This is a genomic window from Lysinibacillus fusiformis, from assembly GCF_003049525.1.
Classification (GTDB): Bacteria; Bacillota; Bacilli; order Bacillales_A; family Planococcaceae; genus Lysinibacillus; species Lysinibacillus fusiformis.
Genome location: NZ_PYWL01000008.1, coordinates 139,262 through 151,854, shown reverse-complemented (window position 1 = coordinate 151,854; position 12,593 = coordinate 139,262). Strand labels below are relative to the sequence as shown.

At 39.8% G+C, this 12,593-nt stretch carries 15 protein-coding genes; 13 read left to right on the top strand and 2 right to left on the bottom strand.

Features of this window, described 5'->3' with window-relative positions; all coding sequences use genetic code 11:
• Positions 1–3 precede the first annotated feature (3 nt).
• The 11 genes from C9J29_RS17420 (at position 4) to C9J29_RS17370 (ending at position 9,045) form a co-directional block, all read left to right on the top strand.
• Positions 4–564, top strand: a complete 561-nt coding sequence (locus C9J29_RS17420) for a nitroreductase family protein (protein ID WP_043990457.1) — start codon at positions 4–6, stop codon at positions 562–564.
• 13 nt (positions 565–577) lie between these two features.
• A complete protein-coding gene (locus tag C9J29_RS17415) occupies positions 578–1,114 on the top strand; it encodes a cob(I)yrinic acid a,c-diamide adenosyltransferase (protein ID WP_043990458.1) in 537 nt (178 codons plus the stop codon).
• A gap of 156 nt (positions 1,115–1,270) precedes the next feature.
• Positions 1,271–2,770: a cobyric acid synthase gene (locus C9J29_RS17410; RefSeq protein WP_107922521.1), complete on the top strand. Its 1,500-nt coding sequence runs from the start codon at positions 1,271–1,273 to the stop codon at positions 2,768–2,770.
• Positions 2,767–3,603: a class I SAM-dependent methyltransferase gene (locus C9J29_RS17405; RefSeq protein WP_008178289.1), complete on the top strand. Its 837-nt coding sequence runs from the start codon at positions 2,767–2,769 to the stop codon at positions 3,601–3,603. Before C9J29_RS17410 ends, C9J29_RS17405 begins: the two co-directional genes overlap by 4 nt.
• Before the next feature lie 97 nt (positions 3,604–3,700).
• Positions 3,701–4,633, top strand: a complete 933-nt coding sequence (rnz, locus tag C9J29_RS17400; RefSeq protein ID WP_089986308.1) for a ribonuclease Z — start codon at positions 3,701–3,703, stop codon at positions 4,631–4,633.
• A 144-nt stretch (positions 4,634–4,777) separates the two neighbouring features.
• Positions 4,778–5,008, top strand: a complete 231-nt coding sequence (locus tag C9J29_RS17395) for a hypothetical protein (protein ID WP_008178293.1) — start codon at positions 4,778–4,780, stop codon at positions 5,006–5,008.
• Positions 5,009–5,234: 226 nt separating this feature from the next.
• Positions 5,235–5,855 carry a sporulation-specific diadenylate cyclase CdaS gene (cdaS, locus tag C9J29_RS17390; RefSeq protein WP_089986309.1) on the top strand — a complete coding sequence of 207 codons (621 nt, stop codon included), beginning with the start codon at positions 5,235–5,237 and terminating at the stop codon, positions 5,853–5,855.
• Positions 5,856–5,992: 137 nt separating this feature from the next.
• The gene (locus C9J29_RS17385) at positions 5,993–6,397 is read left to right on the top strand and encodes a MarR family winged helix-turn-helix transcriptional regulator (protein WP_216604582.1); all 405 of its coding nucleotides are present in this window, start codon (positions 5,993–5,995) and stop codon (positions 6,395–6,397) included.
• Between the two features lie 54 nt (positions 6,398–6,451).
• A complete protein-coding gene (locus tag C9J29_RS17380) occupies positions 6,452–7,393 on the top strand; it encodes a ring-cleaving dioxygenase (protein WP_089986311.1) in 942 nt (313 codons plus the stop codon).
• 16 nt (positions 7,394–7,409) lie between these two features.
• A complete protein-coding gene (locus C9J29_RS17375) occupies positions 7,410–8,465 on the top strand; it encodes an LLM class flavin-dependent oxidoreductase (protein ID WP_008178301.1) in 1,056 nt (351 codons plus the stop codon).
• 13 nt (positions 8,466–8,478) lie between these two features.
• Positions 8,479–9,045 (top strand): NADPH-dependent FMN reductase, encoded by a 567-nt coding sequence (locus C9J29_RS17370; RefSeq protein WP_008178303.1) that lies wholly within the window; start codon positions 8,479–8,481, stop codon positions 9,043–9,045.
• A 57-nt stretch (positions 9,046–9,102) separates the two neighbouring features.
• On the opposite strand, the gene C9J29_RS17365 is transcribed toward C9J29_RS17370, so the two are convergent.
• Positions 9,103–10,128, bottom strand: a complete 1,026-nt coding sequence (locus C9J29_RS17365; protein ID WP_107922520.1) for a DUF2332 domain-containing protein — start codon at positions 10,126–10,128, stop codon at positions 9,103–9,105.
• 117 nt (positions 10,129–10,245) lie between these two features.
• Between C9J29_RS17365 and C9J29_RS17360 the strand changes: the two genes are divergently transcribed.
• Together C9J29_RS17360 and C9J29_RS17355 are read left to right on the top strand one after the other, a co-directional pair.
• Positions 10,246–11,127, top strand: coding sequence for a LysR family transcriptional regulator (locus C9J29_RS17360; protein WP_164908726.1), 882 nt, complete (start codon positions 10,246–10,248; stop codon positions 11,125–11,127).
• Positions 11,128–11,238: 111 nt separating this feature from the next.
• Positions 11,239–11,517 carry a YuzB family protein gene (locus tag C9J29_RS17355; protein ID WP_107922518.1) on the top strand — a complete coding sequence of 93 codons (279 nt, stop codon included), beginning with the start codon at positions 11,239–11,241 and terminating at the stop codon, positions 11,515–11,517.
• Positions 11,518–11,566: 49 nt separating this feature from the next.
• Here C9J29_RS17355 and namA read toward each other — a convergent pair whose 3' ends face one another.
• Positions 11,567–12,577, bottom strand: a complete 1,011-nt coding sequence (gene namA / locus C9J29_RS17350) for an NADPH dehydrogenase NamA (protein WP_008178311.1) — start codon at positions 12,575–12,577, stop codon at positions 11,567–11,569.
• Positions 12,578–12,593: the final 16 nt, after the last annotated feature.

Below are 12,593 nucleotides of genomic sequence, written 5' to 3'. Positions count from 1 at the left end.
AATATGACAATTATCGAAGCACTAAAAAAGCGTCGAGCTATTCGAAATTACACAACGCAGCTAGTAGAAAAAGAGAAAATTGAGCAAATTTTACAAGCAGCTACATTTGCCCCTAATGACAGAATGAGAGAGCCTTGGCATTTCTACGTCATTCAAGGTGAAGCAATGGAGCGTTATGAGGCAATGGCGAGTGCTTATTTACAGGAACGCTTCCCAACAAAGCCGAATTTAGTGGAAAGCTCATTAAAGGTTGTACAAACAACCCCTGTCGCAATAGTTGTGACAGCAGATGTTGTGGAGGGTGATACCGATGCGACAGAGGACAATGTTTTTGCTGTTTGCAGTGCCATTATGTCCATGTGGCTAACAGCCGAGGAGCTAGGTCTTGGCTTTGTTTGGCGTACACGTGGTGTTGGGCTTGTTCATGATCCGCGCATGCATTCGTTTATCGGTGCAAGTGAAGCACAGAAAGTGGTAGGGACGATTTTTATCGGTTACCCAGAAGAACAAGAGCTTAACGACAAGAAGCGTACACCATTTGAAGAAAAAACAACTTGGCTGTAAGGAGGCTAACAGCATGGCAAGAAAAGGCTTGTTTTTAGTATATACAGGTGAAGGAAAGGGCAAGACGACAGCATCTCTAGGTGTTACTTTACGTGCGGTTGGTCGTGGGTTAAATGTGCGCTATATGCAATTTATTAAATCACCTGAGCGTACGTACGGAGAGCAAATTGCCTTGCGTAAGCTAGGAGTGGAAATGGAACAAATGGGCATTGGCTTCACTTGGACCAAAACACCTGAGGAGCATCGTGCAGCCTTAGCAAAGGCATGGAAAAAAACGAAGGCTGCTCTACAGGATGACAGTATTGATTTATTAGTGCTAGATGAGCTAAACAATGCATTAGCTATAAGTAAGTTTCCAATTGATGATGTTCTTCCACTGGCAGAAGTTATCGAAGCAATTCAGCAACGTCCATCGACTATGCATTTAGTGGTGACAGGCAGAAGTGCCAATCCTGCGTTGCTAGCAATGGCTGATTTAGTTTCTACAATTGACGCTACTAAGCATTATTATGATGAAGGTATTCCAGCTGTGAAGGGGCTTGAATTTTAAAGCACCTTCACCTTCAGGGTGGATGAATTACTCTGAGTTAGGTGAGCAACGCATGTTGGATAAGTGTGATTACTACCAGAGCGAAGGCAAATAATCGTGTCTCGTGGAACAGAAATATGACAGCGTGACACCAATAATGACGGAGGAAAAATGATTATGCCAGCAAAATCGATCATGATTCAAGGAACAGCTTCCGATGTTGGAAAAAGTATGATTTGTACGGCGTTGTGTCGTATATTTTCGGATGATGGCTTTAAAGTTGTCCCCTTTAAATCGCAAAATATGGCGCTTAATTCATTTGTAACAAAAGACGGTGGGGAAATTGGTCGTGCACAAGGAGTACAGGCTGAAGCTGCTCGTGTTGTTGCGACAACTGATATGAACCCTATTTTGCTCAAGCCAAAGCAAGATATGATGTCTGAGGTCATCGTCCATGGAAAGCATTTTTTAAATATGGATGCCAAAACATATCGCAATAATTTTGTCCAGGAAGCGATGCCCATTGTCGAAAAATCAGTTCGTACGCTTCAAAATACATATGATGTCATTGTCTTAGAGGGAGCAGGAAGCCCAGCAGAGATTAACTTAAAGGATCGTGATATTGCAAATATGCGAATGGCACATTTAGCAGATGCAGCGGTTGTCCTTGTTGCCGATATTGATCGAGGTGGGGTTTTTGCCTCGATTGTTGGTACTCTGGCATTGCTAGATGATGCGGAGCGGGCACGAGTGAAAGGGCTAATTATTAATAAATTTAGAGGTATGCGTGAGTTATTGGATGATGGTTTGGCATGGGTGGAGCAAGAAACAGGCATTCCAGTGCTAGGTGTTGTCCCTTATTTAGAGGTCAATATTGAAGCGGAAGATTCACTCGCTTTATCATCATTACGCTTTAAAAAGCCAAAACCAGGGGAATTTGCTGTGGATGTGGCGATGATTCGTTTACCACGTATTTCAAACTTCACAGATGTCGATCCATTTTTTGATGAGCCTGAAGTGGGGGTTCGATTAATTGGAAAAGTACATGAACTCGGTACGCCAGATTTGCTCATACTTCCAGGAACGAAAAGCACAATGGATGATTTAGCCTGGTTAAAGGCAAATGGCTTCGATCAAGCTATTGCCCGATTAAGGGAGCATGGCACTAAAATAATTGGAATTTGTGGTGGTTTTCAAATGCTTGGTGAGACGCTATTAGATCCAGATGCAGTGGAGGGCAATGGTGAATCTGCTTATGGTCTTGGTTTATTGCCAATGGAAACTATTTTTGTAGGCAATAAAAAAACGGTACAAATGACTGGCACAAGAGGACAGGATCTATTGACGGGTTATGAAATTCATCTAGGACGAACAAAAATTTTACGTGATGAGGTTACACCTTTTTTACAGCTTGAGGATGGTCGAGAGGATGGCGCTATTAGTCAAGATGAACAGGTGATTGGCACGTATTTCCATGGTTTATTCCATAATCGTACGTATACCCGTCAGCTTATCAATGACATCCGTGTAAAAAAAGGATTAGCTGCCTTACCTCGTGAGGTAAAAAGTGATGCTGAACGAAGAGAAGATGCTTACAATATGTTAGCTAGTCACGTACGAGCAAATCTTGATATGAAAAAAATATATGAATTATTATCAATAGAGGTATCTGTATGACGAGAAAAGGACCATTAGCCATTAATTTCGAAGCATTATGGCAAGAAGGTATGAAAGACTGGCATGGGCATATGCCTGAGCGAATGTTGAATGATCAGCTAGAAGAGCAATTTTGGGCTCAATCTGTTGCTCGAAAAAATATGGGGCAAACGGATCCGTATGCTACACGCATTTTTCAGGAGCTTCAAAAAAGTATTGAACCCCAACATTCTGTATTAGAAATTGGACCTGGTTGGGGAAATTACACCTTTCCTTTAGCAGATAGAGTAAACAAGCTCACATGTGTGGATAGCTCCCAAAGTATGTTGCAGTACTTACAGCAGTGTATGCCTCATCAGGAGCACGTTTCCTATGTCCATGCAAAATGGGAGCGTTTAGAAAAAGATGAGATTGAGCCACATGATATCGTTTTAGGCGTCAATTGTTTTTACCGTATGTATGAAATTAAAGCTGCTTTAGCACATATGAATCGACTCGCGACGAAACGGGCCATTATAGGGATGACGACTGGGCCCATTCAGCCACACTATGAACGATTATATGAAAAGTACGGCTATACGATCAAATTCCCCCGAAGAGATTATATAGAGTTTTTAAATCTACTATACGAAATGGATATTTACGCTGATTGTCAAATCATTCCTTTGGAACGCGTCTATGCTTATGAAAGCTATGAACAGCTAGTGACGACTCAAAGTAAAAAAATATTAAATACAGATATCCAACAAGAACACATTGAGGAATCGCTGCAACCTTTTATTGAAGAAAAAGATGGACGCTATTATTATCGTCATGATTTTCATGCAGCCCTTGTTTCTTGGCAACCAAAATAAACGACAAAACCTTTGGAGAAAGCTTTTACCAAAGGTTTTTCTTATGAGGCCCAATAAGGTACAATAAAATGATAAAACATGAAGTGAGGTGGCATTTGTGCAACTACATTTTTTAGGAACAGGCGCAGGCATGCCTTCCAAAGAACGAAATACGAGTGCCCTGATGGTAAAGCTATTAGACGAAATAAGCGAAATGTGGCTTTTTGATTGTGGAGAGGCGACTCAACATCAAATTTTACACACGTCGTTAAAGCCGCGGAAGGTGTCAAAAATTTTTATTACGCATCTGCATGGTGATCATATTTTCGGATTGCCTGGCTTTTTAAGCTCCCGTTCGTTTCAAGGTGGAGATGAACCATTAACGATCTTCGGTCCAGCAGGCTTACAGCAATGGATTGAACAAACTTTTTCTTTATCAAAGACTCATTTAACATATCCTTTGCACTTTGTAGAAGTTCAAGAAGGGATTGTATATGAGGATGATTGTTTTACGGTATATGCGAAGGAATTGCGCCATGTTGTTCCATGCTACGGATATCGTATTGAACAAAAGGATTTACCTGGAGAATTATTAATCGAGAAAGCCAAGGACTTAGGTGTTCCCAAGGGACCTCTTTTAGGACAATTGAAAAGAGGGCATGATGTCGTGCTTGATAACGGCGATGTCATACAAGCGAAAGATGTTGTTGCACCAGCCAAAAAAGGCTTTACACTGACCATTTTAGGCGACACAAAATATTGTGAGGAAGCTGTTCAGCTATCAATGGGTGCTGACATCATTGTCCATGAAGCTACGTTTGACGGCACAACTACGGATTTAGCAGCCAATTATGGTCATGCAACCAATGTGGAGGCAGCCAAGGTGGCACAGCAAGCAGGGGCCCAATATTTACTACTAAATCATTTAAGTGCTCGCTTTCTTCCACAAGATTTACCGCCATTTTTGGCAGAGGCTCAGGAAACTTTCCCGCAAACGTTTCTAACTTCCGATCAAGCGATTTATAGTTGGCAAAACAATACATTGCTTTAATATTGGAAAACATCTATTAATTGGAATGACAGCTAATAGATGTTTTTTATTTTTTATGCTATACATTTATAGTATCTAAAAGGAAAAATATAGTACGATAAATCACTTATTTCCCGTATAATTGAAAAAAGGGGTGTGGTTAAAATGAATCAGCAAAAGATGCCGCCAGCACTATTAAGACTAATCGTTATCTTCCCAAATGTGCTGAGCTATTTATTACTATTCGGTCTCATCATGTTTGTCATAACAAATTATGAAACTTTGAAAGCAACAAATAATCTAACTGTCTGGATTATTTTTATTGTCGTCTTGGCACCAGCTGCTACATATACGACTTTTAGTATTGTGAGAAAGATTAGGGCTGGACATATGTAAGAACATATACGTGTTACTTGTAGAAAATTAGTTCTACAGGTAACGCGTTTTTTTGACAAGGAGAAGAAAGTCGTCTGTATTGTTGTTAGTATCATAGGAGTTTGTCTTGTCTTTCTTATTAGAAAACAAGAACGCTTCATAGCACTAGCTTTCAGTGACGCATAAAAATAGCTTTTCCAGGGAAACTAAGAGAGGAAAGCTTTTATAAAAAAGAGAGGTGCTTTTTGTGAATCCAATAAATTGTGATTTTTCACCAATGAAAGAAACATTAAAAGATGAGCTTCTCCAAGTGAGTATGTCATTACAGCAAAGTGTTCAACAGATGGATACAGATACAAATTGTCTCCTTGGCAATTTCGAAAAAATTAAAGAAAAATTTGTGGCAATAGAAATGAAAGCAGCCACGTTTTATTTAAATTGTTATCTTTCCCCGTTTACTGAAAAGTATCCAGAACTATCGCATAGTGTACAAAATATGTCGCTGAGAAGACATGGTGGTTTAATTGTGATCCAGCGGGAAGACGCTTTGGAGAATCTAGTCCAGCCTGGTATTCATATAGGTGCGGACTTAACTCATTCATTAGTAGAATCTATTTTTTTCCCGGGCAATCCTCTTCACGATGGGGCTGTATTAGTCAATCATAATCAAATTGAATCGGCTGCCAATGTATTACCATTGTCCGAGCGCTATACAGGTGAAAAGAAATTAGGCACAAGACATCGTGCAGCATTGGGATTGAGTGAGGTTAGTGATGCACTTGTTATGGTCGTATCAGAAGAGACAGGGAGAATATCTTTTGCTTTTAAAGGCAATTTATATCCTATTACCACACACGGCATTATATAGGGATATTCCCTATTTATTTAATATCTCAAATTCGAGATATTTTCCTTGCTACTTTATCACTTGCGTGGTAAAGTGATAACAGAAGGGAGGATAAAGTCGTGAAAAATCATACATTAGGTACTTTAACCTGGATTCGCATGATGCGCTTTACAGCCCAAAGTAATCAATTATCCAATGAATTTTTAAAACGTTTTGATTTAACAACTGCACAATTTGATGTGCTGATCCAAATAAAAACCTATGCACCTATTACACAATGTCAACTAGCAGAGAAAGTAACGGTCACACAAGGTGGAATGTCTCGCATGCTAGCAAGATTGGAAAAGGAGGGACTGATTGAGCGTAAGCAAAATTGGAAGACGAAGGCGATTTCGTTGACGGCAAAAGGGGAGCAAATGATTGATGCAGCAACACCTAGTCAGCTTCACTTCCAATCCTCATTTTTTGAAGATGTATTAACAGATGAAGAAATGAAAACTTTATATAAAGTCATGACAAAGCTGGAAAAGCATAGTCAGGAAAAAAAATTGCCACAAGCGTAATTTTTTTTACGCTATCACTTGCTTAGTCAAGTGATTTCGAGGAGGAGCAGCCAAATGAACAAATTAAGTGGGCACCATCATATTTCCATGCTAACGAAAAATGGAAGACAAAATAATCATTTTTACACAAAAATTTTAGGGTTACGACGTGTGAAGAAAACTGTAAATCAAGACTCCCCATCTATGTATCATTTGTTTTATGGGGACTTAACAGGTTCAGCGGGAACAGAATTAACATTTTTTGAGATGCCTGTTGCTGGCCGCACAGTGCGAGGAACTAATGCGATAACACGTATTGGTCTACTTGTACCAAGCTATGAGAGTTTACATTATTGGAAAGGTCGCTTTCAAGAGCTTGAGGTTGAACATAGTGACATCACCACATATGCAGGGAAAGATGCCTTGTTTTTTGAAGATCATGAAGGGTTGAGAATGGTGTTATTAAATCATCATGGTCAGGAAACGCCAACTCAATGGCAACCATGGGAAGGCAATGAAATCCCTGAAGAGCATCGCATTTTAGGAATGGGTACAGTTGAAATTACGGTGCGTTATTTACAACGGACTGTGAATTTACTACAAGATTTATTTCACTATACCGTTGTTGCAGAAAATGACCAAGGGACAGTCCTGCAATCGATAGAGGGAGAAGTACTTGGAGAGATTCTTGTTAAAGAATTAGAAGGACCAAGCGAAAAGCCAGGTAAAGGTAGTATTCACCATCTTGCTATACGTGTAGCAACGGTGGAGGAGCTTCAAGAATGGGATACAAAAATTAAAGAACTAGGGTTGACTAGTACAGGTGTCGTCGATCGTTATTATTTCCAAAGTCTTTATTTTAGAGATCGTAACGGAATTCTATTTGAAATGGCGACAGATGGCCCAGGGTTTACGGTGGATTCTACAGTAGATGAACTAGGAAAAGAGCTAGATCTTCCGCCATTTTTAGAGGAAAAACGAGCAGAAATTGAAGCGATTTTAGAGCCGCTTGAATAAGGAGAGATAATTCATAATGGAAAAATATCGTATTGATCAATCACAAGGACTTGAATTTGGGCTGTATTCTTTAGGAGACCATATTCCCAACCCACTAACAGGAGAACGAATTTCTGCGCAGCAACGACTACAAGAACTAGTTGAAGCTAGCCAATTAGCAGAGCAAGCGGGTATTGATGTATTTGGAGTAGGCGAAAGTCATCAATCGTATTTTACAACGCAGGCACATACAGTCGTGTTGGGCGCCATAGCACAAGCAACATCAAAAATTAAGCTGTCAAGCTCTGCTACTGTACTGAGTGTCTCCGATCCTGTACGTGTATATGAGGATTTTGCAACTATTGATTTATTATCCGATGGTCGCGCAGAAATTGTGGCAGGTCGCGGTTCTCGAGTAGGTGCCTACCATTTACTCGGTGTAGATTTACATGACTATGAAGAACTTTTTGAAGAGAAATTAGAGCTACTCATGAAAATCAATGCAGAGGAGCTTGTAACATGGGAAGGACAGTTCCGTGCTCCACTTCATCACGCTCAAATTTTACCACAGCCCAAAAATGGCTCCTTACCAATTTGGCGTGCTGTTGGAGGTCCACCTGCAAGTGCCATCAAGGCAGGATATATGGGAATTCCCATGATGCTAACGACTCTTGGTGGGCCGGCTACAAACTTTAAGCCATCAGTTGATGCATATCGAGAAGCGGCAGAGCGACAAGGCTTTGATCCAAATGAATTGCCGGTTGCCACAACAAGCCTGTTTTATGTAGCCGATACAACAAAAGAGGCATTGCAAGGGATGTATCCACATTTAAATGGTGGTTTCCAAGCGATTCGTGGGGGAGGCTATCCAAAGCAGCAATTTGCACAAGCAACAGATACACGGGATGCGTTAATGGTCGGAAGCAAGGAGCAAATTATTGAGAAATTACTTTATCAATATGAGCTTTATGGTATGCAACGATTTATGGCTCAAATTGATTTTGGAGGCGTGCCATTCGATAAAATTATGAAAAATATTGAAATGATCGGTAATGATATTATTCCTGCAATGAAAAAATATACAGCAAAATAAGGAGCGAACAGTCATGAAAATTGTCGCACTTGCCGGTTCTATTATCGGCTCAAAAACAAGAACAGCTATGCATAAATTTGTCGAAATGGTCCAAAAAAAATACCCGGAGCATGAAGTGACACTTCTGGATCTCGCTGACTATCAACTAATTTTTAGTGATGGACGTAATTATTTTGACTATGAGGGCGATACAAAATATGTGACAGAAACCATCATGGCTGCGGATGCTATTGTTATTGGTACGCCAACATTTCAGGCATCCATTCCAGCAACATTGAAAAATATCTTTGACTTATTACCAGTCAATGCCTTTCGCGACAAAGTGGTCAGTGTTGTTGTCACAGCAGGTACGTCGAAGCACTACTTAATGGTGGAGCAGCAATTAAAGCCAATTCTTGCTTACATGAAGGCCCATATTGTGCCAACCTATGTATTTATAGAAGAAAAAGACTTTTTACGCAAAGAAATTGTCAATGATGATGTTCTTTTCCGTCTTGAACGGTTAGCAGAGGATACTGTAATGGTAACAGACGCATTTGCAGAAATTCGTGCGAAAAAAGATGCTGAATACGATTTTTAAAGATTAATAGAAACGCTGTGTAGCAATAGGGCACAGCGTTTCTTTTTATTGTACATGCTAGCAGTTGGCCCATTTAAACCAGCGTGCATGCCCATCTGGTCGTTCCATTGTACGAATCGGCTCGATGGTGCCAAGATGCATAAAATCTTGATGTAGCTGTAAGTCAAATAAATTATTATAGCAATGATAAAGAGGTCGTTCCATGCTTATCTCCTTTAATTGCTCCATTAATTCATGCCGTAATGGTAATGGCAGTTGGTTGGCGACATGTGTATGATAAACGACTAACATTGCCTCTTGCTCAATTGTTTGACTAAGCTCTTTTATTAGTTGGATTGCATCACCCTTTATTAACTGAATATCTAATTGACCGAAGATAGGGAGAGCTTCATTTAACAACAATCGACGTTCATGGTGTTCAGGCCAGATTAAAGCTTGTAGCCATTGACTGTCTTCCTTTTGTCGGAGATCAATAGGATTTAAATCAATGCCAATCCTTTGACAAACAACAGGTGGCTTAGACACAGACACAGGAAGTGTTTCCCCTCGGTTTTCTGAAGGTATGATACATCCATTGTCCGTATTGATGATGGATAATTGATGATTGTAGCAATAATTGTAGTGATCCATACCAAGCTGGAGTCCAGCACTTGCACCTATTTCTATGAAGGCTAATGGTCGTTGATGCTTGTGATAAATGTCAGTCATTATAGGATAGAGATAGGCACAACGTCGAATTTCATTGGTTTGGACAAGTTTTTCTTGAAACAATGACTTTAATTGTGCTGTATGCGCCATTACAAATGCCTTAAAGACAGGGTAAACCTCTGGAATGGGATGTGGAGTTGCCGTAAAAGACGTGTAATACTTTGCTAAAGGATCTTTTAAGGAGCCCAATAAATATTGAACAGACGCCAACAATAAATTGGGTGCTGGTTGATTGGGTGGAATCATGGAGGCAATCTCTAATAGTTCCTCATCCGCAGCAATTTTATTAGCTAAATGTTCATACAGGGGGCTAGAGTCTACACATTCCTGTTCGGCAAATATTCGAAATTGACGACTTAATGTGGCATAAGACATGTATATCTCTCCTTTTGCATCATCTATTTAATAGTCAGTTTATTATTATTGTATAATTTAGTAAATTAAATATATGTAATGAACTTAATCAAAAATAGTAATCAAGGAGGAGGAAACATGGAGTATAAATGGTTACAGTCCTTTATTGTAGCTGCTCAAACTTGTAATTTTCGAACAGCGGCACAACAACTTCATCTTTCACAGCCAAGTATCACCGTTCACATTCAACATTTAGAAGAATTTTTGCATGTTCAATTGTTTAAGCGTGAAAGAAACCGTGTCCAATTAACTGAAGCTGGGAAGCTTTTTCAACTAGAGGCAAAGCAAATGGTCCTTCAGTGGGAGCAAAGTATTGAACGTATTCGTTTAGTGAGTAAAGGCATTCACGAAAAGATTATTATCGCTATGACTCCTTTAATGGTGGAAACCATTTTACCGCATGTTTTGTATCAATTTATCAATGATCACCCTGCATTGGAAATTTCGATTTTAGTGGAGGATTCAGCTAAAATTGAAGATTTAGTTCAACAGCATCAAGCGCATATAGGTATCTCTTTATTATCAACTCGCTATCGCCATTGGCATCAAGAGCTGCTTATTGAAAGCCCGTTAGAATTAGTAATTCCATTAGATGCTTATGATGATGAAACAGGGGCTTACATCGATTATGAAGAGCTATTTCAAACATATACATTATTTACGCATCATCATCCAACTATTTGGGATGAGCTTTTACATAATTTAAGAGAAAACTATATATTGACGAGGCAAGTATCAATTTCCCAATCCTATGTCGTCAAAAGACTAATCAAAGACGGGTTAGGGATGTCTTTTCTACCTCGTATGATTGTAAGAAAGGAACGTATGGAGGGACGTTTTAATATTGTACCGTTTGAAGGCTTTTCATTGCCAAATGTACCCGTATACTTGTTCTATAAAGAATCGACAAATGTTCCAAATGATTTACTAGAGCTATTACTAACTAGAAATTATTTATAATTCACATGATGTTCAAAAATGAGGGAAATGTGAGAGAAATGTTTGTAAGGGTTTTCATAGAAAGTGTCCCATTATGGTATGATAGATGATAGTTTGTAAGGGGGAATAAACATGGTATTTTCTCTTTTTAAAAAGAAGAAAGATTCACAGCCATTAAAAAATAGAGTTGAGTTTTGCATCACGAATTTATCGCTAGGTGCGGCAGATGCATATGATGTCTTACTAGAACGTGATGATATTGACATCGAGGAATCGGGTTGTACATCGCATTGTGAAATCTGTGAGCAAGGTATTTTTGCTATTGTGAACGGAGAAATCGTCACTGCGGATGATGCGGAGGCATTAGTACAGGCTATTGATGAAGAAATCAAACAAAATCCACTGTTCTAATTAAAAAACAGCTTGTGAACGCACAAGCTGTTTTGTTATGGAAAGAGGATTACCAACCACGAACATATTGTACGGGTGGTTGCAGTTCTTCGCTTAATTCTTTAGCTGCATGGAGGGGCCAGTACGGCTCACGGAGTAAAACACGAGCTAAGAAAATTAAATCTGCACGATTATTTTGCAAAATTTCTTCGGCTTGAATGGCTGTTGTAATAAGGCCCACTGCACCAGTAGGGATATCAGCCCCATGTTTGATGGCTTCAGCATGAGAAACTTGGTAACCTGGAAAAACATTGATAGCAGCAGGGACAACGCCACCTGTTGATACATCTACTAGGTCTACTCCTTGTGACTTCATCCAGCGGCTAAAGACGATGAAATCTTCCATTGTAGTGCCATCCTCTGCGTAATCTTCTGCAGAAACACGTACCAATAATGGCCCATCCCAAACACTGCGAATAGCATCGATGATTTGGCGCAATATACGATAGCGATTTTCCTGTGAGCCACCATATTGATCTTCACGTTTGTTCGTAGCAGGCGATAAAAACTCACTGATTAAATAGCCATGTGCTCCATGAATTTCTAGTACGTCAAAGCCTGCCTTTGCCGCACGAATAGCCGCTTGTTTAAACGCTTCAATCACATGATGAATGTCCTCTTCAGACATGGCTGTTGGTGTTTGATAGTCTGAACTAAAGGCAATTGCTGATGGGGCAAAAATTTCGCCATCTATTGCTGCTTTACGTCCAGCATGACCAAGCTGGATGCCTGTTTTAGCCCCATATGCTTTCATGCCCTCTACTAATTGACGTAAGCCTTCAATATGCGCGTCATCCCAAATGCCTAAATCCTTGTTGGAGATACGACCTTCTGGTACAACACCCGTAGCTTCTAAAATGATTAATCCTACTTGCCCAGCTGCCCGTGTCGCATAATGGACTTGATGGAAAGGTGTGACCATACCATCATCCTCGGCTGAATACATACACATTGGTGCCATGACAACACGGTTTTTTAAGGAAATCGATTGTAATTGATAAGGTTCGAATAATTTACTCAAAATAAAGCCCCCTAAT